Origin of the sequence: Bacillus cereus group sp. BfR-BA-01355, from assembly GCF_022663675.1 — a bacterium.
Taxonomy (GTDB): Bacteria; Bacillota; Bacilli; order Bacillales; family Bacillaceae_G; genus Bacillus_A; species Bacillus_A thuringiensis_S.
Window position 1 is genome coordinate 20,134 of record NZ_JAKUFY010000013.1, and the last position, 24,244, is coordinate 44,377.

Below are 24,244 nucleotides of genomic sequence, written 5' to 3' on the forward strand. Positions count from 1 at the left end.
CCCCCTTAATATTGTTAAATCTTATTTTTTAACGAGTTGTTTCGTTACAAAACCCGTTGTATAAATACCCTCTTTGAACACTTCGTCTTCCAAAACTTGCAGTAGCATTGGCGTGTTCGTTTTAATACCTTCTACTTTTAATTCTTCTAGAGCATCATGTAATTTCGAAATTGCTTCTTCACGAGTCTCGCCATGTGCAATGACTTTCGCAATCATTGGATCATAGAAAGGTGTAATCGTTACATGATTTTCTAAGAAGTGATCGATCCGTACATTTGACGGTAATGTTAAATTTGTAATTTTCCCAGGTGATGGGAAGAATGTTTTCGGATCTTCTGCATAAATACGAGCTTCAATGGCATGACCACTACGTTTTACACCATCCTGAGTAAATGATAGTTTCTCTCCACTTGCGATAAGAAGTTGCTGTTCTACAAGGTCTAATCCCGTAATTTCTTCTGTCACTGGATGCTCTACTTGTAATCTCGTATTCATCTCTAAGAAATAGAAGTTCTTCTGATCATCTACAAGAAACTCAACTGTACCTGCATTTGTATAGCCAAGTGCTTTGGCAGCTTGTACAGCAACTTCTCCCATTGCCTTTCGTGTACCTTCATCTAAAAATGGTGAAGGTGCTTCTTCGATTACTTTTTGATTTCGGCGCTGCACCGAACATTCACGCTCCCATAAATACACTGTGTTACCATGTGTATCTGCTAAAAGCTGAATTTCAATATGATGCGCGTCTGCTATATATCGCTCTAAATACATTTCTCCGTTACCAAAAAAGTTTTGCGCTCTTGTTTTATTACTTTCAAACGCTTTGGTGAGCGTTTGCTCAGTTTCCATCAACTGCATACCAATGCCTCCGCCGCCTGCGGATGCCTTAAGCATTAATGGATAACCAATTTGTTTTGCAATTTCAATTGCTTCTTCAGCAGTTTCAATATTTGTAGTAATACCTGGGACTACTGGGACATCTGCTGCTTGCATTGCGATACGTGATTCGATTTTACTTCCCATCTTCGTAATGATTTCTTCTGAAGGACCGATAAATACGATTCCTTCTTCTTTGCAACGAACCGGAAAAGACGGATTCTCTGATAATAAACCATAACCTGGATGAATCGCTTCTGCATTTGTCTTCTTAGCTATTTCAATAATTTTTTCAAGGTTTAAATAACTTTCTTGAACACGCGGTCCACCTACTAAGTAAGCTTCATTTGCCATCTTCACATGAAGGGCATTTTCATCTGCTTCAGAATAAATAGCAACAGTGCGTATGCCAAGTTTTTGACAAGTTTTCATAATACGAACAGCAATTTCCCCGCGATTCGCAATTAATATTTTTTGAAACATAGTGATTCCTCCCTTTTATCTACATCCTAAATGTCTAGCAATTACGAGACGTTGAATTTCAGAAGTTCCTTCACCAATTTCTAATAGCTTCGCATCACGAATATGTCGTTCAACTTCATATTCACGCATATAGCCATATCCACCATGAATCTGTACTGCTTGATTCGCAATACGACTTGCTGCTTCCGATGCGAATAGTTTTGCCATAGCCGCTTCTTTACCGAAAGGTTTATCGTTATCTTTTAACCAAGCTGCTTTATGTACTAAATTACGAGCTAACTCTACTTCAGTCGCCATATCAGCTAATTTAAATTGAATCGCTTGGAAATTAGAGATTGACTTTCCAAATTGTTGACGTTCTTTCGCATATTGCAATGCACGTTCAAAGGCTGATTGTGCAATACCAACTGCCAATGCTGCGATTGAAATACGCCCTCCATCAAGTGTATATAAAAATTGTTTAAAACCTTTATTTACATCACCAAGAATATTTTCTTTCGGTACACGAACACCATCAAGTACGATTTCACAAGTATTAGAAGCACGAACACCCATCTTATCGTAAGGACTAGAAATCGTTAACCCTTCACTCGTAGTAGGCACGATAAATGCCGAAATGCGTTTTCTACCATTCTCTTCAATGCCGTTGACAGCGGTTACAATAATTGTGTTTGCATACTCTGCGTTTGTAATCCAACACTTCTCACCACTGATTACATACTCATCGTCATCTAATACCGCTTTCGTTTGAGTGCCACCTGCATCAGATCCAGCATTCGGCTCCGTTAATCCGAAGGCACCTAATGTTTTACCTGACGCCATTGGAACTAAATACTTTTGTTTTTGTTCTTCTGTACCGAAATAATAAATTGGAGAAGCACCTAATGAAATTGTTGCAGCATAGCTTAAACCAGTGCCACCACAAGCGCGACCAATTTCTTCAACTGCTAACGCATACGATACTGTATCGCCACCTGAACCTCCATACTCTTCTGGGAATGGGATGCCTAATAATCCTAGTTCGCCCATTTTTTGAAATGTTTCATATGGAAACTCTGCAGTTTTGTCATAATATACAGCTTTCGGTGCGATTTCCTTTTCAGCAAAGTCACGTACCATTTCTTTAATCATTTGTTTTTCGCGAGTTAGAGTAAATTCCATTCCGCTACACACCCCTTATCGAATATTGAGTTTCGACAGCGTGCGAGTTTCTACTACAAACATAACAACTTAAAAGACAAGAACATTAGTTAGACAATTGCTATAATTCTGTCATAACTTAATTTTAAAACAGATTCTGTACTAATGCACAAAAAAATTCCTACATTGTTCTACAACAACATAGGAGGTTTTGTGTCGAATTATGTAATTTATTGTTTAATAATCTCTACCTTTTCCCGAATCAGAAATTTCTACTAAGGCTTCAGGGTATGGTTCGAAATACGTTTGTCTTAATAAATACTTTTCATCAAATCGAATGGCCCATGATTTTAAAATTGTAAGTAAACTACTAAGCGGTATTTTCTTTTCTGCATACTTTTGTAACAGTTCTATAAAATGATCTTTTTCTTGTTTTTTTAGCTTTGTTTTAAAATATCCAAAAATGTGCTCGCATACATTTACATTCGATGTATAACGGGGTGTGCGCATAAATAATTCATATAAAGTCTTCTCATAGTTTTCAAATACCACTTCAATCTTTTCATTTTTGTGATTTGCAATTATACGCCCTAATTCCTTTTGTTTCACCTGATTATATGCCATAAATAAATATTTATTATCCGACTGAAACGATACAAGGTCTTTCATATTTTTATTATGTTTAATCATTTTGTAATATGCGATTGTAAATAGCCTTGTAAAGAAATGCTCTCTAATAATAAAATTCGACAATCTACCTTCCTCTTCAATAGGAAGATGCGAAAATTTTTTTACTACTGCTCCGCCAAATAAGCCAGCTCCTTTTCCCTTTGCTGGCGCTTTTTCAAAACCAGAATAAATTTTCACATCACGCGTACCACAACTTGGTGAACGATTCTTTAAAATAAAACCATCCACATCCGATATCGTTTGTAAAAAGTCATTTGAAAACTGCTCCATTTTTTCAGTTACATCTTCTCGTGTCGACGGTTGCACAAGTCTATTCTCACCATTTTCTTCTACAATTCGTATCGTTTCACGAGGAGTCCCCAATCCAATCTCGACTTCTGGACAAACAGGTATAAATGTAACAAATGGCTGCAAATTTCGTATTGTTACATCTGGAATCATCTCTCCATTATAACGACAAGCATCAAATTCTAAACATTTACTTACGACGATTGTTGGTTTTGCAAATTGTCGCATCTCATTACCTCCTTAGTGCTAGTCCGTATACTATAAATTGTACTAAGATTAACATTTTAAGCAAAGTTTGATTCATTTATTTTTATGAGAAATATATATCCAATGATATATTAACAATCATTCAACTCTATTTTCAATAAATGTGCGCCCTTTTATACTGGTTTAGATATTGTGAAATGAATAATACACAGATGCTCCGGAGAAATTAATGATTAAGAAAGGAGGGAATTGTTATGAAAAAGAAATTATCATCTATTTTAAGTGTTTTAGCACTCTCTATTATGTTTTTAGGTACATCTGCGCAAGCTGAATACGATGGAAATAATATGAATAGAGTGAATAACACTGATATTTCAACTCGAGTAAATGACAATAATTTAGACAGAGTTAATAATGATGTAAGAACTCGAAATGTAAATACAACAAATGATTTAAATGATAATCGTGATAGAAATAATAATTGGGCTTGGCTTGGTTTATTAGGACTAGCAGGATTATTAGGTCTTAGAAGAAGAGACAAAGAAACACGCTGATTTAGAATGTTTTTAGTAAACAAGTACTTATTTATCAAAAATATATAACGAAAATAAATCGCCTTTTTAAAGGCGATTTATTTTTACTTAAAAAGTAATGTATGTAATTCACACTTCGACGATTAAATTCGTGGAGTTAATCCATACAATATAAATTGAATCGTATTTTCAATTTCTGCTTCATCATTCCATTTTTCTTCAGGCAATAATAAAAATCGTGTTAATAATAAACCTAATACAGCTGATAAAGTAAGACGTAGTACGGAAGATGGTGGTATCTCAATAATTTCCCCTTCTTCTTGAAATTTCACAATCAACTTTTTGAAATGTGAAAACAGTTCTGTTTCTACTAATTGTTGTATTTCATTTTTCAGTTCTGGTTGGAATGGTACTTCTTGAATTAATATTTTTATCATAGGAAAGTGTTTTTGAGCAAATTTAAATCTATTATGAATTACAACCCTTAAAAGTCCTTCGTACGATTCATACTCCGATTTAAATATTTCTTTTGCAAAGGTTTGTACGAAAAATGGTGCAGCGAACTTAGTTAAAGTTGGCATTACGACCGCTAGTAATAAATCTTTTTTCGTCTTATAGTAGCGGAAGATTGTTCCTTCCGCTACACCAGCCCGTTTTGCAATTTCACTTGTTGAAGTTGAAGCGTATCCTTTTTCTCCAAACATATCAACAGCCGCCTCTAATATTCGCATTTGACGTTCATTTCGTTTATCCGTATTAGTTGCAGCTATTAATTCCTCCAGCCAATCCTTCTGCATTTATAAAGCTCCTTTTTGTCATTATTATATTTTGCGATGTTTCTTTAAAGCAAATACATTTCCTACTGCAAATAATATTGAAAAAAGTAATAATACAGTAAGATCTAATGCAATCTCTGTAAACCCTTGATTCCGAATCATCACTTGTCTCATTGCGTCAGCGCCGTATGTGAGTGGAAATACTTTTCCTAACATTTGTAGCCACTTATTCATAGATTCCATTGGAAACAATCCAGAAAAGAAGATTTGTGGCACAATAACAAGCGGTATAAATTGAATCATTTGAAATTCATTATTTGCGTATGCCGATAAAAACGTACCTAATGTTAGTGCAGTTAAAGAGAGCATACATGTAATAAGTAGCGTTAGCCATATGGATCCAGCTACGTATAAATCTAAAATATAAACGGAAAAACTTACGATAATAATGGATTGTATAAAGGCAAAGATTCCAAAACCAATAATATAACCTGCGACTATTTCCCATCTTCTTACTGGGGTGGATAATAACCTTTCTAGCGTACCACTTAAACGTTCTCTTACGAAAGATACACCTGATAATATAAATACAAAGAAAAATGTAAAGAAACCAATTAATACAGGACCAAGCCCATCAAACATCGTAAAGTCTTTAGAGCCATGTAAATAATTTACTTCAGGTTTCATAATTGATACTTCATTGTTCTCTATGCTTTTTTGCAATACTTGAAGTACAGCACGATTTTTTGACGAATCACTACCTTCCAACAGAAGTTTCATTTTTCCATTCTCTATTCGAAGTACTGCATCTACCGTTTGTTTTTCCAACTCAGAAATCGCCTTTTCTTTACTGTATTCATAAATTGATGCTTCTTGATCTTTCATCACTTTTACTATTTGAGCGGGCATATCAACAACAGCAATTTGAGGTATATAGTCTTTCTGTGTAAACACTAGCGATAATAGCCACAGTAATAACATCGGTGCCCCAAACATCATCGCTAACGAACGCTTATCTCGAAAAAATTGGCGAATAATACGAATGATTACACCAGTAACTCTCATGATGGCACCACCTCTTCTAGCAAAAAGACATCTTCAATCCGTCCAGATGACACGCGTTTTTTCAATTCTTCAGTTGTTCCAACCGCAACTAGCTTCCCTTCTCTAATTAATCCTAGACGCTCACAAAATTCAGCTTCATCCATAATGTGCGTCGTTACAATAATCGTTGTGCCTTTCTTTTTAAGGTCATAAAATTTTTCCCAAATCGTTTTTCTAAGAAGCGGATCTATCCCCACTGTAGGCTCATCTAAAATTAATATTTCTGGTTCATGGAGGAGTGCTATTGCTAATGATAAACGTTTTTTCATTCCACCTGAAAATTGTTGTACTTGCTTTTTCATATACTGTGATAATTGTACAAGTTCAAAAACCTCTGCAATTCTTTTCTTTTTACGTTTTCCCTTTAGTCCATACATCGTTGCTATAAAATCTGCATTTTCATATGCTGACAATTCTTCGTATAATGCATCCGCCTGGGCCATATAACCAATTCTTTTCATTTCATTTAAATTAGGCATATTAGTATTATTAACAAGCACTTCACCTTTCGTTGCCTCAATAATACCTGCAATCATTTTAATGAGCGTTGTTTTCCCCGATCCAGAAGGTCCAACAAAACCAAAAATCTCTGCTTTTTCAACTTGCAATGAAAGATTGTGTAACACTTCTTTTTTTCCAAAACTTTTTGATACAGTCCGTAAAATAATGGAAGGTTGTTGCACGTTTCATCCTCCTTTTCCAATAAAATGAGTGAGTACTCACTTTTATTTTACCCTTGCTTAATTATATGTCAAACTTCATTGATTAGTATGTATGTATGTTCAATCAACGATATTAAACAATGAAACAGAGTCGACATTAGAATTTCATTTCCTAAAGTCGACTCTGTTTCATTTAAACTATAAATTTCACTTTACGTTTTTAAATTCATATACTTCCGAATTCTAGCAACGTCTAAAGAATATTCAATAACTAATTGCTGTAACGGTAAAATAACTGTGTCAGGATATAAATGGGCATATTGTAATGTTTCTGCATATTTTTCTAACCTTTTTTCTAAATATTTTATTATTTGATCAGGATGACTTACTAATAAACATTTACAATAATAATGTATTTGTTCCTCAATCGCCGTGTATTCTTCAATTTCATATTCTTTATGCATGTGTACACCCCTTTAAGTTTTTTACATGAATTACTTATCACAATTTTCACTCGACAAATTTTAAGTTTTTTGATTATTTACACTATAACAAACACTCAGGGTCAAATTTTGTTACTTTATGTAACGTAGAAAATTTTTAACAAAATTGTAATGTTAACTCCTGCAAAATACATAAAGCCCCTTTACTCATTATTGTATAAAAAAATCGTACAGCTTAATTTAGCTGCACGACTACAATCTCTGGCCTATTCAAAATTCTTTGCGGAATGATACTATTTCCTAATCCTCTACTCACTACCATTGATGTATTTTGTTCTACATATAAACCTGCTGTATATTTAGGTAAAACACCTTGATTTGGCGCAACTAATCCACCGATAAATGGCAATCTAACTTGCCCTCCATGAGCATGTCCCGATAAAACCAAATCCAACCTCTCATTCGTATATTCCTTTATAAATTCAGGCCGATGGGATAATAATACATTATATTTATCTGGCTGCATTTCAATTTTCGCTTTTTTAATTTCATCTATTATAATATTTCCTTCATCACGGTTTCCAGTAACAAACTCTGGATCATCAATACCTAGCAAGTTTATTTCTTGCTCACCCTTTCGAATGCCTACATGTTCATTCCTTAAAACATTGACATCATATTTCTTCAACTCTTTTTCTAAATTGTTATACTTTCCAGACCATTGTTCATGGTTTCCTGTCACAAAATATACAGGATACTTCTTTACAATTTCTCGTATTAATTGCATACTAACTTCTGCATCGTATGATTTACTGTCAATTAAATCACCCGTAATCGCAATAATATCTGGGTCTATACTTTTTATTTTTTGAATTAACACATCTTGATTATCGCCAAATTTTTTATTGTGTAAGTCTGAAATTTGTAGAATTTTATACCCTTTAAAAGAGGATGGTATTTTACTAGAGGTTATTTTAACCTCAGTTATACTTATTAAATTGTTCTGTAAATATAAAAAGATTGTAAAACCTACTAATATACAAATAATCATTACGATTCTATTAATCTTTTTTTTCATATTTTCTCCTTTATATTCTCATCAAACACTTCTATATGCTAACTGAATTATATTATACTTTCTTGAAATTTATTTAAATTAATAAAATAATACAGTACATAAAATTTCATATGAGATACGTCATATATATTCGTTATATTTTTACTTTTACCTTTTTAATAATAAGAACACAAAAACGACTCTTATCACACGAAAAGAGTCGTTTTCTAACTTTATACTTTTAATACTTTTATGTTAAAAATGCGAAAACTAAAATACTATTACCTAAGAGCCTTAACTATAACTTCAGTTGCCTCTGCAATGAGTTGATTATCATAGGTAGCCTCTTTCTCATCTTTACTAGATAAAATTGCGATGATAATTGGTGCTCTATTTGGAGGCCAAACGATAGCAATATCATTTCTTGTCCCGTAACTACCAGCACCTGATTTATCTCCAACTACCCAGTCAGTTGGTACGCCTGCACGAATAAGTTTGTCCCCTGTAGCATTTCCTTTCATCCACTCTGTAAGAATTTTACGTTTTTCAGCTGGAAGTGCATTTCCGACCGTAAAAGCTTTAAGATTCGTAGCAATAGCTTTCGCTGTACTAGTGTCACGAATGTCTCCTGGAATAGCTTCGTTTAATTCTGTTTCAAAGCGATCAGACATAGTAATCCGATCCCCCATATGCCTAAGCGCTTTTTCATATCCTTTCGGTCCGCCTATTTTATTAAATAAAATGTTCCCTGCAGTATTATCACTTGAACGAACAGCAGCCTCAGCAATTTCTCCTAGTTTCATTCCAGTATCTACATGTTTCTCTGTAACAGGTGAATAATCCACTAAGTCTTCTTTCGTAAATGTGATTACTTCATTTAATGTATCAATTGAGTTTTGCTGTAGTAATACTCCTGCAGCTAAAGCCTTGTAGGTTGATGCGAAGGCAAATCTTTCGTTAGGTCGATAAGAGATTGTTTGATTTGTACCAGTATCAATCGCATATACACCTAATCGAGCATCAAATTTTTTCTCAAGTTGAGAGAACTCTTTATGCGTCGCCTGATTTTTATGTTTCACTTGTCCAGTCTTTTCTTTCGCTTCAACTTGCAGTGCCCCTCCTGTAAAAGCTTCTAGGCTTGTAATACTTAAACCTAATATACCAACGCATATTCCTATTTTTAGCATCCTCTTATTTTTCAAAATCATCATTCCTTCCAAATTTTTAGCACCTTTTTATACGTACACATAATAGACAATCACCGAACCAAATTTGTTCCATAAACTAAAAAAATTATAGCTAGTATGAGAGTTATTAACAAAATAAGAGATAGTAGCTACGACGCCTCTATCTCTTATTTCATATTTCATTTTTTTACTTATAAATGGCTTTATATGAACAGGGTCTTTCCCTGAGAAAAGTACTCTAATTTTGCTTAGAACTACCTGTACTAGTAGCTTCACCATGTATGCGTTGCTGTTTTAAATCAAAGTATACATCTAATACTTCCTTTCCGATTATAGAATTAATTCCATTTTTATCATCATGAAGCCATGGAACTACTACGGAAAATGCTACTTCTGGATTATCATATGGAGCATATCCAACTAACGTTAAGTTGTAACATTCCATACGTTCTCCTTTTGCATTTCTACCAATCGGGTCATCTCCACCATATACAGTTTGGGCTGTTCCTGTCTTTCCTGCTGGTTTATATGGCGCGTTTTTGAAATATTTCACGCCAGTTCCATCACCTTCTTGGAATACCCATCTAAACCCTTCTTTTATCCGATCAATATGTTCTTTCTTCATATCAATTCGATTTAATACGACAGGCTCTATGGAACGTATAACTTTGCCAACCTCTTCTTTTATTGATTGTTCTCGTATTTCTTGTACAATTTGAGGTTGCATTCTATAACCACCATTCGCAATCGTTGAAATATATTGCGCTAATTGCAACGGCGTATACGTATCATACTGACCGATAGAAAAATCTAGTAAAAACCCAGGTTGACTATCTACTTTTCTCGTTTGTCCAATTATTTCATTCGGTAAATCAATACCTGTTGGGACACCTAAACCAAATTGCTTGAAATAATAGCGCATCGTATCAAATGCTCCTTGTTTAATATCCAATGAGCCATTTGGTACGTAATTAACTCCCGCAATTTTTAAAGCTGTCTGGAACATGTATACATTCGAAGATACTTGTAAAGCCCGTAAATCATTAATATTACCAAATCCGGATACATTCCACGATTTCTTAGCTTGTGTACCTTTAAATTTCATCGGCGCGTCATAAAATTGATCTCCTGGATGTATTGCGCCTGTCTCATATCCAGTTAATAAAGTAGCACCTTTTACAGCTGACCCTAGCTCATACGAAGTTGTCATGTTTCCTAATGCCAAATCCTCAACTTCTATTTTCCCTTCTTTTTCTACAATCTTTTTGCCTGCCATTGATAAAATTTGTCCGTTATTTGGATTAGTCATGACAACAAAAGCTCGATCGAGCAGTGGCTCTGAACTCTTAAAAGCTCTCAAGTTTTTCTCTATACTTTCTTCCACTTTCTTTTGTAATTCCATATCAATCGTTAATGTTAAACTATTACCACTTTTTCCTTTAGAGATTATTTCTGTGCTAACAATGTTTCCTGATTTATCAGTAATATTTTTCACTTCTTCTTTTGTGCCGTGTAATACATCTTCATATCGTTGTTCAATATAACTTTTTCCAACACGATCATTACGGTTATATCCACGTACTAAATAAGAATCTAAATTTTCTTTCGGTAATCCTTCTTCACTACTCGTAATATTTCCTAATACAGAACGAAATAAATTACCGTTTACATAATTACGTTCCCAATCAACAGTTGCATCTACTCCTGGAAAATTCGCAAGATTTTCGCTTATCCGCGCATACTCTTCATCTGTTACATCTTTTTTAATGATTTGTGGTGTTAGTTGATAACCTGAACTCATTTTACTTTTAATAGCTAACACCTTTAAATCTTGTGCTGTTAATTCTGCTAATTCTACCTCTGTAACACGACCTCGTCTTAAGTCTTCTATTTTTTTATCTAACTCTTTTCCCTCTATACCCTTTTCTTTAAACTTTTCTATATCTTTCTTAGTAATCTTTGTCTCCGCACGTTTCGAATTCAACTGCATCCAAAAATCTTTTTTATCGATATCTGTTAATTTATTTATATCTTGTTCAGGCATTTCAAGTACTTTCGCCAAGTCTTTTGCTGTTTTTAAAATATCTTCACTCGTAATTCCCTTCACCCTTGTATACGTAATTGTGCGAAGAGATTTATTATTAACAACTGTTTTCCCTTCTCGATCTAAAATTTGTCCACGTGGAACTGGAATACTAGTTATTGCATTTTGACTACTTTCCACTTGGTTCTTATAAGCCTCTCCCTCAACGATTTGTACCTTTCCTAGCTGCATAATAATAGCTGAGAATAGTACAAATATGCAAAGGAACATTATATTTAATCGAATAGATATATATGTCTTCTGCTTCTTGCCTTTTTGTTCTTTCATAAATCCTCCATTTAATCCTTTCAGAAATTGCTACAAATACTAAAAGCATTCCTTATATATTAGATACCGATAATCGGTTATAAATATCGCCTCAATTTTTTGCTTAATCCTTGTAAGCAACCATTTCTTTTCGTTTAGATACGGAATTAATAACTCTCCCTTCCTGTTTTCTCTCTATTTTTTTGCCACTTGCATTAGAAGTGCTAAACTGTATAATGACTCTTATTAAACTTACATATAAACTTGCTAGTAAATTTTCATGCTAATTATTCCTTTCTTCATGCTGTAATACTTAATAGACAACCTAAACAATAAAGTTGTTCCACATTTACAAAAAAAATAATTAAATATAAGATGAAATAGGCTACATAAGGGAGGGTTATATGTTACATATAAAAAGATGGAGATTTTTTGCGGTTTTTTCTATCGTAGGTTTGATTTTACTAATTTTATTAAAAATCAACTTCATTTCAATTACTATCGCAACTTCTTCAGCTGAAAGAGGAAAGATTTTTGATCAAAATGGTGTAATACTAGCTACAAATAAGAAAGTTAAGTCTCTATATTGCACTTCTAATGACGAAAAGCTATCGAAACAAGATACATCAAACACATTAGCTTTTTTTAATCAATTTTCAAGCGAATTTCAACATGATATTTCTACAGAGAACATAAAATCTCAATTACAACAATCTTGTAAAAAGCAGACTATGAATGATATACCGTTATACTCTGATATAACTGAAAATGAACTTGCATTCATAAACAAAAACAAACCCAATAATGTAATAATTAAAAATGAATGGATTCGATATTATCCTAAACACGAAATTGGTTCACAAGTAATTGGGTATGTAGAAAATGACCTTAATTCAAAGCATAAGGCTGTTGGAAAAAGCGGGATTGAGCTGCAATATGAAAATGATTTAAAAGGAAAACCAGGTAAAACTCTTATTTTTAAATTGAATAATAAAAAATTCTTATGGAATATTCAAAAAGTACAAAAAGGTAAAGATGTACGGCTAGCTTTAGACTCTGAGTTGCAGCAAAAGGCAGAAGAAGCATTAAGATCTCAAATTAAGAAAACACCTGATGCTAAAGCTGGTTATGCTGTAGTAAGCGATGCAAAAACTGGCGCAATTTTAACTATGGCCAACACGGCAGTTTTTGATCCAAATATATTAAATACACGTGTATCTTCTAGAAAAGAAAACATTAACTCTCTTTCGCAAAATAAAGCAATTCAAAAATTAAAGTATGGTGAATCTTATGTAAATATGGCTTCTACTATAAAACCACTCACTATTTTAATTGGATTAAACGAAAAGCTTTTCCAACCCGAAGATACTTATTTAGATAAAGGGACTTTTCAGTATGATAATCAAAATAACATTACGAATGCACCTGGAACGCCAACAGGTGAGATTACACCGAGGCAGGCTATCATTAATTCATCTAACACATTTATGACAGCAAAAGTAGCTCTGCCCCTATTCAACCAAAATAATGGGAATATAGAAAAAGTGGCACATATATGGACAGATTATTTAATACAATTCGGCCTACGTTCTAAAACCGGGATTGATTTACCCTTTGAAGAAGACGGACAATATGAATTCCATCCATCTAATAAGTTTGAAAATGGAATCTCCGCTTTATTAAACGCCTCTTGGGGAGGAAATGAAGTGCATACCCCTCTTCAACTCGCTCAATATGCAGCAACTTTGGCAAGTAAAGGTGATAAATATAAACCTCAAACTGTAAGTGCAATTATTAGTCCGGACGGTAAGGAAACAAAAAAGTTTAAACCAATTTTAGAAAGTTCAAATCGTTACCCGATGAACTTTTGGAGTGTCGTGCAAGGTGGAATGAGTCAAAATATAGAGGAAATTAAAAAGTTGCCTTTTGACGTCGCAGGTAAAACAGGTATTACAGGCTTTCCAAATGAGCAAGAAAGAATGATAAATCATTCTCTTTTCATTGCATATGCTCCTACTGAAGATCCACAAATTGCCGTTTCTGTCGTTATTCCTGGTAGTAATTCAGAAAAAAACATTGCCGCTCTCGTTACATCAGAAATTTTAGAGTCTTGGCATACACTTCAAAAAGAGAATAAAAACAAAGAGGAAGGTTCATTAAAGTGAACCTTCCTCTTTTACCAAATAGAATCTACATTTATTATTTTCCATTCACCATTATCATTTTTTTCGAACATAAATGAATACTTAATATCAGTTAAAACATACTCTTTTTGTACGTATCCAGTATTGCCATTAATTGTCGATATTTTTATATATCCATCATTTTGCACTTTTTCTGGAATCCAAGCTTTTACCATTTCATTAGATACTTCATATAACACTTGTGATTCTCGTTTTGGTTCAGCTAAAATTTTCGTTTTATTTCCAGTAACCGTTGCATATATAAAATGCGCTTGCTTTGGTTGGTTACTTTCTGTCAATCCACTTGGTACTTTGTATACTTTTTTTGTATCATTTGCAAACTCTCCCCCCATTGTAAGAGCGACTTGCAACTCATGAAAAATATCTTCATCAAACTTCAGTTCATCCTTCTTATAACTCTTCCCTTTAAATAGAACTTCATCATTTAACGCTTTGTACAGGTCATTTTCATTTTTCGAGTTCGTACTTTGATATAGTTCATTCATAAATTGTTTTAATGATGGATCTTGAGCAGACTCATCTTTTGTTTTAGGCTTAATTTGAGTACTACTTTGTACCGGTGATTTATTATCATCAAGCCAAGGTTGTTGAACAATGAAAAATAACATTGTACAAACTAAAACAACTACAATAGGTAATGCTTTTTTACGAAATGGTCTTTTATGTTTTACAAAATCCACTTCATTATTTTCATATATAGACTGCTTTATTTTAGAAATAAATTCTTCTTCATCTTTACGATTCTCCATTGGCCCTTTTTTTATTTTTCTATACCAGTCAGGATTTTGTTTATTGTTCATCACTACTACCCTCCCCTATTAATTTTGAAACCTTACTTCTCGCTCTACTTAATCTCGATTTTACAGTTCCAATGGATACTCCTAATGTTTCAGCCATTTCTTCATAAGATAATTCATATTTTGCGTCCAATATAATTATTTCACGGTGCTTTTTAGGTAGTTCTAATACAACCTTCCACACATCATTCATTTCTTCTTGCTTAAAAAATTCTTGTTCTGCTGACAGGGATTGCTTATCGTCACTAAAAAATCCTATTAAAGATATCCTTTTAAAATAAGAGGATTTCAAATAGTTTATTGCCGTATTTCTTGTGATTTTTAATATCCACGTTTTAATAGATGACTCCTTTCGAAATGAATTCCAATTTTTAAACACCTTTATAAATACATCTTGCGTGATATCATCTGATAAGTGTGGATCTTTCGTAATAATAAATGAATAATTCCATACATCTTGCCAATAGTCTTTTATAACATAGTCCAGCTCATCATGATTACACTTTTCAATAAACGTCTGTTCCATTTCCACACCTCAAACTTATTTGAATAAACATAAAAACTGCCCTCACTTTTATTATGGTTTCAATATATAGACAAGATACAAATTTCATTTGTTCCATTGTTTATCTTTTTTCAAGCAGAATAATACTACTAAAAAACAAGTAAAGCATACAATGATAAAATTCTACTCATGAAAATCTGTTTTTTGAATTTAACGTAACACTCCACTTGTCCATTTCAATTTGCTATACTCTTCTATTTACCATTAGCAATGCCAACTTTTTAGAAATGAAAATTAAGATAAGGTATTAACTTTCTAGAGTCGCAGCAAAAAAGCATTCTCGATTAGAAAGAATGCTTTTTTGAAATTTAATTGTTCTATATTTTCCCCAATTTATATCTTTGAGTTAAGCAAACATGTAATAAATTTAGTCAAAAAATTCACCTTATAATTAAGTATTATTTCTGAAATACATGTTTTACTTTTTCACCTGGAACGTTACTTCCTCCTCTTCCTTTTACATCTTCAATCATCATTGTAACAATCATGTCTGGCGCATTTGCATCGAAAGCTGCGAACCATCCCAGTTCTTTTCCGTCTGCTTCTTTCGACTCTTTCAGTTCTGCTGTACCAGTTTTACCAGCAAGCGTTACACCATCAACCTTTGCAATTCTCCCTGCACCATCAGGGTCATTAATGACTTTGATTAATGCACTCTTTAATATCTCTTGATTCTTTTTAGAAACCACATTTTCTTTCCAATTCCCTGCTACTTTTGCTTCTTTTAAAAGATGTGGCGACGGAATATTCCCTTCATTCACAATCGGTGCATATGTTAATGCTAAATGAAGTGGCGTCATTAATACTTGTCCTTGTCCATAGCCCGTGTCTGCTAGTTGAATATCGTTTTTTATCCCATCTTTTGCAATGATTGAAATAGGAAATTCGTATTCGATTGGTAATTTTTCATGAAATCCGTACTTTTTAAATTCCTTTACATACTGATCTTTTCCCATTTTCAAAGCTTGTTGAGCAAAATAAATATTATCAGAGTACTTCATTGCCTTATCAAAATCAATTGGACTTGCATCCTTTACACGCGTTACATAGTAATTTCCCCAAGACGAATCTTTTGTCCACTTCAATCCTTGAATTTTAAATTCTTCCTTCGGATTTATTGTGTTTGTTTCCAAACCAATTGCACCTGTGATCGTTTTAAATACGGAACCTGGTACAAATGCTTGTGTAAAGCGATTCGTCATTGGTAGTTTCGAGTCGTTATTCCATGCTTCTCGTTGGGCTTTCGATGCTCCTCTAACTATTATATTTGGATTATAAGCAGGGCTACTTACAAGTGCGATTGTTTCACCTGTTTTAGGATTGACCGCTGCACTAGATCCTGCTTCAGTTTTCATCTCATTAAAGATTTTTTCTTGAATTGCAGCATCAATTGTTAACGTAACATTTTCTCCTTCTTTTGCTTCTTTTTTTGCTACGTTTTTAATCTCTTTCCCATTCTCATCTTCTATAAATACGCGTCCACCCTTTTCACCACGCAATTTATTTTCTAACACTTTCTCTAAACCGGTCTTACCTACTAAATCATCTGCTTGATAACCTTGTTTTTGAAGTGATTTTAACTCCTCCGCATTCACCTTTCCTATATATCCAGTTAAGTGTGCCGCTGCTTCACCTAATGGATACGTACGAATATTTACTGGGCGAGATGAAACTCCTTCTAATTCAATATAATCATTCTGTCTAGTTCCCTCTTTTAAAACGCCAATTGGTACAAAGGAGTCTGGTTTTATCCATTTCGCTGTGAGCTTTTGTTCGACCTCTTCTATAGACATATCAAGTAATTGCGCTACTATTCCTTTCGTTTGCGCTGCTGCTTCGCCTAGTTTCTCTGGAATAATTCCAACCTCAGTTGCTTTACCATTCGTTGCAAGCCCTTTTCCATTTCGATCATATATTTCTCCTCGTTTTCCTTGCTCTATTTGCATACGTACTTTGTAATCTTTTTTCATTCCTGGGAAAATGAAGTCCGGTGTCCAATCTATTTTCCAAGATTCTTTATCTTTCACAAGTTTTGCTTCGTGGATGAATGAAACTGATCCTACATCCGTATCCATTTTAACTTCAAAAAGAAAAAGCTCTTTATCTTTCGTATTCTCTCCTTTCATTTTAACTTTTAAATTTTTAGCTCCAATCCCCTCATAGATTTTTTGATATTTTTCTGTGAATTCTTTTTTAGAAATCGATTTTTTGGCATGATCTGATAAATGATCATACATATTTGCAAATTTTCTATCATTCCATAAGTTGATATATTCTTCAAATGCTTGTTTTGGCGGTTCGTTTTTATTACATCCTACCAACATAACTGCGAAACAAACGAAAAGCAGCATCCATAATTTTTTCAATTCAATCTTCTCCCTTAGTTAAAAATGATGATTCCTTTCTTAATATATTTAATAAAAAATGTTTAACGCTTAATAGACAGTGTAAGTAAGGACATTGTTCCATATTTACAAAAAATTAATTTACGCTTAAGTTGCATTGGAAGAAGGAGGTTTGTAAGCTTCTTACAAACTTAAGGAGCTCCTATATTTAGCAAACGTTATCATTATTAGTGGTGTTTTAAAACATACATTTAAAATACCTTTTAGTTCGTTTTCAAAGAAGTTTGGTTGTTGCAAATTAATTATGAATATCTAATCCAATTAGAAGAATACAATAATCAATTATCCAAAGTTAATTTCATACAAAAGCTAATAACAAGCATTAAAAAACTTTGCCTACTCTTTTAACATGGAAACATAATCTATTTATCAGAAGTCAATAATGAATAACAGGCGCTCCTAACCAGCAAAAAAAATAGACCTAATTGGAATTCATCAGAAATTAATAGATACATAAAAAACGCCATACTTTCTGTAAATTTCTACAAAAAGAATAGCGTTTTCTTATTTTACCTTTCTATATATGCTATACCGTGAGCTCCTTGATTTACAGAAGGATCTGCATTTCGATCTCCTGGATCAACTTCAATGGTATGAACATTCTTGTAATTAACTAAATCTAATACACTTATTGTCCCTGATCTAAGGTTAGAAACATATCCAACCGTTCCGTCCGTAGAAGAACGCATTGTAATTGGGAGTAAATCTACTTCTATTGTACCTAACACATTTAACGATTCTCCATCAAGAACAGAAACATACCCTGGTGCTGGAGAAAACATACTTCTTGTTCTCTCTCCATTCTTATTCTGAAAACGCGTATGTCCTACCAATACTTTCCCATCATTCGTTACATGAACCGGAGTAATTAAATCTGAAAATGATTTTGTCTTTATAATTTTATCGGTTTCTGTATTAATGATGCTAAGTGTAGGTTGCTCCTCTTTGTAGTCTCCAAGTAAACATGGTGAAGGGATATAAACTCGATTACCTTTAGGAGAAATAGCTAGTTCTTCACTACCATAGGGCATAGATACTTTTCCAATTAACTCCTTATTATGTGTATCTAAAACCGATATAAAGGGCGCCTCTTTATTAGAGGAATATCCTTTTGTACCATCTGGATTCGTCACAAACCAATGTGGACCTGTTGCTTCTGTAGAGATTCTATCTAGCACTTTTCTCGTGTTAAGATTAATAATTAAAATTCCTCCTTCACCAGATTCAACACTTACATACAATAAGTCTTTTTTTTCATTATAAACTAAACCATGTGGTGCAAATTCCGGCGAAATATCAATGATATCAATTACTTTAAATTGATCAATATCGATAACTAAAATTTCATGGCTTTTTTCCGGATTATTTCTATAAAAACCTGAGCGATAAGTAATACTTACATATAACAATTGACGCTTAGAATCGAAACATAATTCATGAGGTTCTGTAACTGGAGAATCTATAACCCCTATTCTTTCAAAATTTTTCGTATTGAAGAAATGAATTTGATTACCGCTGGAGCTAACGACCGCCAAAATAGGATTATTTTCTTTAGAACTATTCATTAATTAAACCCTCCTTGTTATTTGTTCCAAATTTCTTAAGTTCCATAGAAATCAGTATATTTAAGTAATTTGTGTTATTACTAAGACAAGTTGTAAACAATTTTCACCTCCTTCTAATTAAATTAGCTTAACTTATAATAAGTTAGACTAACTTTTATTCTGTAAAAATACGTTGAATTTAATAATCCAACGTATTTATCTACCTTCTCCAACTTTATCTTTTATACTTACATGTATTTTATTTAATAACTTTACTTCTCAATTAATGATGCACAAGAAGCACAGAAAGCAAGTAATTAGCGACATACCATTTCTTTGTCTCGTGCATTATCAGATACTCATAACATAAATAAACCAAGCTTAGCTGCCATTTAATTAGTTTCCCTTCGCTACCGTTTTTTTAAATTCATTCTGCGTACAGCTCTATTCTTTGAGGAATCGCCCTATAGATTAACAAATTTGCTTCAGATTCTTGTTTTTTATTGAACTATTCCTGTGTTGAAAATCCAACTATAATTAGTTAGCTTAACTAACTATAATTATAAATACATCCACGTTTTATCGCAAGAATTTTAAGAATCTTCGAATAAATGAATAGAGAGATAGAATTTCATCATAAGATACATGATCTTAAGTTAATAGTAATGCATAATGAGATTTTCGTACGTTAAGAAAAAACTTGCTACATATGTAGTAAAGTTTTTTAATTGTTTACTTCTCGCTCAGCTATCAGCTTTTTTTAACTAACACTTTAATTGTTTTAACAGCCTTTTGTTTAATTCCCACAAAGCTGTTTTGTTTCTACCTCATTTCAAGAATCTCTTAATCCAATTTAATAAAGTGAAACTTTAATCAGCCCTCACCAATCGGGCTGCGCGGCAAATAGCCGGATAAACAACAATTTCAGTTGGTAGCAGATTTGCTAAATCAGGAAATTGAGACGTATTATACCATTACTTCTTTTGGAATCATACTCCCTCCTGTTCTTAATACAATATCCCTGTAAAAGCAGGCTCTACGTATTCTCCTAAATTATCAAAATCAACAATATCTAACACAACATCACGGAGTTTGCTCGCGACTTTGACATTGCCATCCACTACAAAAATCGCAATTCGTTTTTCTTCCATCTGTTTCATCCTTTCTACACCCTAGTTTTACAAAATAAGAAGTCATCCAAAATATTTATTACTTCCTGTTATCTCCTCACTACTGTTCTATGCATTATGTATATAAATTTTAATTGCCTACTAAAAAATAACGTATTTGCAGGATGTATAAAAATTATACAAAAGGTAATAATTCATCGTTTACCCAACAATAGATAATATAGATAAAGAAAAGATACTAGAGAATATCACAGTGGAGTAATCTCTAGTATCTTTTCATAGTATTTTAGCGGCTATGCAATACGAAGGGATAAAAAAAAGACCTCTTACGGAAAGATAAGAGGTCATCAAGAAGATAAAAATGTTGTATTTGAAACACGCGAGTTTCTAATTTACATTATAACACGATATATTTATATATTAAATATATACATTTAAAGTAGGGAATGTATGTTCAAAAGCACATGGAATATTAATTTGGAACAGTATATATTTTCTTCTTTTATTCTCTTTCTTCTACAATTCCGTGATTGTACCAAATATCCATATCCCTCTTTCTTTGTTGGATGATTACGAATAAAAATACTGGGTGTTTTCTGTCGCACTTGGAGTAAAACATCATGGTAAAAATACAACATTTCACTTGTTATAGCGCATTGTCCATCTTGAAACGGCACCATCGATCCGTTATGAAATGTTAAGCTTGCATCTCTTAGATTATATGTAAATATTCGCTAATTCAAGTCCCCTTTCGTGTCTATTTTATATAGTTTCGTACCGTACAAGTGGGGAATATTGTTAGTTTAAAAAGAGAGAGGAATAAAATTTCTTTATCGCCTCTGTTCTTTCTTCTGTATGATAGAAAAAACGGAGAAAGGTAGAATTTTATCTATTCTCATAATTTGTTAGAAAATTCTAATTTGATTAAATTAAAAGAAAATGATATATTGATTTTATAATAACAATCCAATTAATGGATGACAACCTAATACCTGTAAGTAGACTATGAAAATGTCAGATAAACGGGAGGAATTTAATATGAAAAAATTATGTTCATTTGCTTTAATTGGTGCCTTAACCTTTTCGGGTTTTATCGTTTTAGACAGTACGCTACCTGATAAAGCGCGCGCTGAAGTAAATACGATTAAGCAAGCTTCAGCTGTTGTGGATGATTGGCCATGGCAAACGTATTTCTTATTGCATCACAATGCGGACTATATACAAGAATTAGCCCCTGGTAGGTTAAAACAAGGTGGTACGTTTGATACGACGGTATATATAGGCGGAAAAGATGTGGGTGTTGTAAAGATTTATAGATTGAACGGAGAAGGTGAATTGCAGCGCTACAAAACCATTTCTGCAGGTGAGGCTGGGCACCACTACTATTCTAGGTTCACAACACCTATTACAACAGTTTACACACCAGGTACATATGTAGCAGTACTGAAGATAGACACTTCATATTATTATGGTGGCTCCTTCCAAATTACAAAGTAAAACATATAGGTATATTTGTCTGAAACGCACTGGGTTACGGTGCGTTTTTGTTATCTAACGAATAAATGATCACGCGGGAATTCAAAGCATATTATCGAAACGGAGCTGAATGTGATGAAAATTGTAACAGTTAGTGCGGATGCAACAGTCCATGTTGGTATTTTAAAAGGGATGACAGGAAGTGTTACTAGTTATGATGCGGATACTGGGATGGCCGAAATCTAATTGGATCCATTTACAACGGTTATAATTAGGTCTGTATTTCTAACGCAATAAGGTTTGTATAGGATTCTTTAGAAAATTAATATTTGATTTTTATAGTGACTCAATACATTCTATGATTAAAACTGAGTTACATATTTTAAAATCATCACCAGGAGAATCTGCAAATTTACGGGTTCTTATTTAAAACATAATGCCAGAAAAGCTGAGGTGAATAAAGTGCAAAGTTTAAAATCTTTAAAACGTGACGTATACATTTTTCTTCCATTGTCTATTTATTTTTCCTCCATTTTTATTTCATTCTATATTATAGAGAATACATTCAACTTGCTAAGTTTTTTACCAGCACTTGGAACCCTGTATGTCTGGGTAACTAGTGTGATAGACATTAAAAATAAAAATTACAAAATAAAATAAAAAAGCATCTGAACTAGATGCTTTGCTCTTAATGTTATAGAATATTGACGCCCATGACCATACAGCTACCAAAAACAATACATACCAAACCTAAAAATATTAAAAACCCTGGCAAATCAATATGCTCGAGTAGCGCGCATATTAATAATAAAAAGGGATAGACTAGAATTTCAATCCAGGTAACGCCCCCTGCTTTCTTTATTTCTCGGTATGATACTATGCTGACAAGTAAAATGCCTAATACAATTAGCCCTATCCCTAACATCATCCATCCATTCACCCTTTTTAGAATTTTAAAATTTAGCTCTTCACTTTCATATACTGCTCTTTTACACGCACCAGTAAGTCCCTCAGTTTCTTCTCTACAGGATGTTCTTGATTTTCTGGTACTTCTCTCCCGTATGATGAGAAGCTTTGTGAGCATGCACTAGGTGTGACTTCCAATTTCGCGTATGAGAAAGTATGCTCATTTTCTTCACCGATGTTTTCAGTAGTGCTTCCATTTGAACCAACGCGTATGCAGCTTTCGTCAAGTTTGGTGCGCTTTCCTTCCTTGTTAACCGTGTAATAGGTATCGTTGACTTCCCCATATTTCATATTAGGTGTTGATGTTACTGCGGTCCCGTCTGCAGAAAAAGTAACAACACGAAACCCATCTTCTTCTGGCAACAACTCAGCTCCTGGAACATTGTATAGAACCAAAAGGTCTCCTTCGTATGCTTCTGGAATGAGATAAATGGTATCTGTAGTGTCTTTTCCGAATCGGATACAACCGCTTAAAAGAATCATACTAAAGATCCCACAATACATTATAACTTTTCTCATAGAGTCTCTCCCGTTATGTGTAAGAATGGTATAGTATGTATTATATAATGCAATATATTCCCTTGGATAGAATAAGTTTCTAGTTTGAAGACGATTTTACTATTGTTATATAAAATATTTATGTCAGTGGATGATTAGCACGAAGAGAAATGGAGTGAATTGATGAGCAGACGTTTTGCATTAACATATGAAAATAAGATTTTGAGAAAGATAATGATTACCGTAAGCATTATCACACTCGTTTTCATTACAACAGGGTGTGATTCAGTCCAAAATGATGCAAAGGATGTAACGGAGATTCCGCTAAACAGCAAACTAGATTCCCTTATTTCAGAAAGTATCATTGCCTGGAATCAAGACAAATTAAATCATACAAAAAAACAATTTGAGACGCATGTAATCTATGGAACTGAGATGAAGGATGAAAAAATGTATGTCTATCTCCATTCCCTCATGCAAGGATATAACCGCGAAACACAGACAGTTCCTCAAGCAGGACATTTACTTCCAGTCCGTGTGACAGTCACAAAAAATGGCGATGATTACATCATTGAAGATTACCGTGAACCAGGAGATGGTGCTGAAAATGAACCTACTTTGCGCAACATGTTCCCGAATAAGTATGCGGATCAAGCACTTGCTATATCAAATAAAACGATTCAATCATTAGAATCTCGTATGCAAGAATATGTTTCTAAGTGGTTGGAAGATACAAGTAATAAGAGACAAGATAGATAACAAATATAAGTATGAACAACCTCTCTTGATATATGAGATGCTCGTTTAGTAACTTGTAACATCCCATCAGTAGAAAAAGTAACTTCTTGTGTTGTGTTTTTTAC

General features: G+C 33.4%; 21 protein-coding genes. 4 read left to right on the top strand and 17 right to left on the bottom strand.

Features of this window, described 5'->3' with window-relative positions:
• Window positions 1-21: 21 nt before the first annotated feature.
• The 3 genes from MR167_RS06600 to MR167_RS06610 form a co-directional block, all read right to left on the bottom strand.
• Window positions 22-1,359, bottom strand: a complete 1,338-nt coding sequence (locus tag MR167_RS06600; protein ID WP_000486744.1) for an acetyl-CoA carboxylase biotin carboxylase subunit — start codon at window positions 1,357-1,359, stop codon at window positions 22-24.
• Between the two features lie 15 nt (window positions 1,360-1,374).
• Entirely contained in the window at window positions 1,375-2,520 is a 1,146-nt protein-coding gene (locus MR167_RS06605) for an acyl-CoA dehydrogenase (RefSeq protein WP_136996468.1), read from the bottom strand.
• A 216-nt stretch (window positions 2,521-2,736) separates the two neighbouring features.
• On the bottom strand, window positions 2,737-3,705 hold the full coding sequence (locus MR167_RS06610) for a YbgA family protein (protein WP_098438085.1): 969 nt from the start codon (window positions 3,703-3,705) through the stop codon (window positions 2,737-2,739).
• A gap of 233 nt (window positions 3,706-3,938) precedes the next feature.
• Between MR167_RS06610 and MR167_RS06615 the strand changes: the two genes are divergently transcribed.
• Window positions 3,939-4,238 carry a WGxxGxxG family protein gene (locus tag MR167_RS06615; RefSeq protein ID WP_000728151.1) on the top strand — a complete coding sequence of 100 codons (300 nt, stop codon included), beginning with the start codon at window positions 3,939-3,941 and terminating at the stop codon, window positions 4,236-4,238.
• Window positions 4,239-4,360: 122 nt separating this feature from the next.
• Here the strand turns inward: MR167_RS06615 and MR167_RS06620 are convergent, their stop codons facing one another.
• The 7 genes from MR167_RS06620 to MR167_RS06650 all read right to left on the bottom strand — a co-directional run bounded on the left by MR167_RS06620 (window position 4,361) and on the right by MR167_RS06650 (window position 11,817).
• Window positions 4,361-5,014, bottom strand: coding sequence for a TetR/AcrR family transcriptional regulator (locus MR167_RS06620; RefSeq protein ID WP_001168192.1), 654 nt, complete (start codon window positions 5,012-5,014; stop codon window positions 4,361-4,363).
• Between the two features lie 24 nt (window positions 5,015-5,038).
• On the bottom strand, window positions 5,039-6,058 hold the full coding sequence (locus tag MR167_RS06625) for an ABC transporter permease (protein ID WP_016077676.1): 1,020 nt from the start codon (window positions 6,056-6,058) through the stop codon (window positions 5,039-5,041).
• Window positions 6,055-6,780: an ABC transporter ATP-binding protein gene (locus MR167_RS06630; protein ID WP_242314223.1), complete on the bottom strand. Its 726-nt coding sequence runs from the start codon at window positions 6,778-6,780 to the stop codon at window positions 6,055-6,057. Before MR167_RS06630 ends, MR167_RS06625 begins: the two co-directional genes overlap by 4 nt.
• Window positions 6,781-6,971: 191 nt before the next feature.
• Window positions 6,972-7,223: a hypothetical protein gene (locus tag MR167_RS06635; RefSeq protein ID WP_000548621.1), complete on the bottom strand. Its 252-nt coding sequence runs from the start codon at window positions 7,221-7,223 to the stop codon at window positions 6,972-6,974.
• A gap of 214 nt (window positions 7,224-7,437) precedes the next feature.
• The gene (locus MR167_RS06640; protein WP_000727189.1) at window positions 7,438-8,280 is read right to left on the bottom strand and encodes a metallophosphoesterase; all 843 of its coding nucleotides are present in this window, start codon (window positions 8,278-8,280) and stop codon (window positions 7,438-7,440) included.
• A 260-nt stretch (window positions 8,281-8,540) separates the two neighbouring features.
• The gene (gene bla, locus MR167_RS06645; RefSeq protein ID WP_041487946.1) at window positions 8,541-9,467 is read right to left on the bottom strand and encodes a class A beta-lactamase Bla1; all 927 of its coding nucleotides are present in this window, start codon (window positions 9,465-9,467) and stop codon (window positions 8,541-8,543) included.
• 217 nt (window positions 9,468-9,684) lie between these two features.
• Window positions 9,685-11,817 carry a peptidoglycan D,D-transpeptidase FtsI family protein gene (locus MR167_RS06650; protein WP_000662990.1) on the bottom strand — a complete coding sequence of 711 codons (2,133 nt, stop codon included), beginning with the start codon at window positions 11,815-11,817 and terminating at the stop codon, window positions 9,685-9,687.
• A gap of 383 nt (window positions 11,818-12,200) precedes the next feature.
• Between MR167_RS06650 and MR167_RS06655 the strand changes: the two genes are divergently transcribed.
• Window positions 12,201-13,961, top strand: coding sequence for a peptidoglycan D,D-transpeptidase FtsI family protein (locus tag MR167_RS06655; protein ID WP_000902382.1), 1,761 nt, complete (start codon window positions 12,201-12,203; stop codon window positions 13,959-13,961).
• 11 nt (window positions 13,962-13,972) lie between these two features.
• Here the strand turns inward: MR167_RS06655 and MR167_RS06660 are convergent, their stop codons facing one another.
• From MR167_RS06660 to MR167_RS06680, 5 genes are all read right to left on the bottom strand, one after another.
• Window positions 13,973-14,800, bottom strand: coding sequence for an SH3 domain-containing protein (locus MR167_RS06660; protein ID WP_242314225.1), 828 nt, complete (start codon window positions 14,798-14,800; stop codon window positions 13,973-13,975).
• On the bottom strand, window positions 14,790-15,323 hold the full coding sequence (locus tag MR167_RS06665) for an RNA polymerase sigma factor (RefSeq protein ID WP_000438327.1): 534 nt from the start codon (window positions 15,321-15,323) through the stop codon (window positions 14,790-14,792). The genes MR167_RS06660 and MR167_RS06665 overlap by 11 nt, the downstream gene beginning before the upstream one ends.
• A 437-nt stretch (window positions 15,324-15,760) precedes the next feature.
• Window positions 15,761-17,728, bottom strand: a complete 1,968-nt coding sequence (locus MR167_RS06670) for a penicillin-binding transpeptidase domain-containing protein (RefSeq protein ID WP_242314227.1) — start codon at window positions 17,726-17,728, stop codon at window positions 15,761-15,763.
• A gap of 548 nt (window positions 17,729-18,276) precedes the next feature.
• Complete coding sequence (locus MR167_RS06675) at window positions 18,277-19,332, bottom strand: YncE family protein (protein WP_001088901.1); 1,056 nt, start codon at window positions 19,330-19,332, stop codon at window positions 18,277-18,279.
• Window positions 19,333-20,318: 986 nt separating this feature from the next.
• Window positions 20,319-20,471, bottom strand: coding sequence for a hypothetical protein (locus MR167_RS06680; RefSeq protein WP_000812115.1), 153 nt, complete (start codon window positions 20,469-20,471; stop codon window positions 20,319-20,321).
• Between the two features lie 1,008 nt (window positions 20,472-21,479).
• Here MR167_RS06680 and MR167_RS06685 point away from each other — a divergent pair.
• Window positions 21,480-21,938: a DUF5065 family protein gene (locus MR167_RS06685; RefSeq protein WP_000732058.1), complete on the top strand. Its 459-nt coding sequence runs from the start codon at window positions 21,480-21,482 to the stop codon at window positions 21,936-21,938.
• Window positions 21,939-22,611: 673 nt separating this feature from the next.
• Here MR167_RS06685 and MR167_RS06690 read toward each other — a convergent pair.
• Window positions 22,612-22,845, bottom strand: a complete 234-nt coding sequence (locus MR167_RS06690) for a hypothetical protein (RefSeq protein ID WP_000979114.1) — start codon at window positions 22,843-22,845, stop codon at window positions 22,612-22,614.
• A gap of 32 nt (window positions 22,846-22,877) precedes the next feature.
• Window positions 22,878-23,402: a DUF6843 domain-containing protein gene (locus tag MR167_RS06695; protein WP_001233342.1), complete on the bottom strand. Its 525-nt coding sequence runs from the start codon at window positions 23,400-23,402 to the stop codon at window positions 22,878-22,880.
• 162 nt (window positions 23,403-23,564) lie between these two features.
• On the opposite strand from MR167_RS06695, the gene MR167_RS06700 reads away from it, so the two are divergent.
• A complete protein-coding gene (locus tag MR167_RS06700; RefSeq protein WP_242314229.1) occupies window positions 23,565-24,140 on the top strand; it encodes a peptidase M56 in 576 nt (191 codons plus the stop codon).
• The last annotated feature ends 104 nt before the right edge of the window (window positions 24,141-24,244 follow it).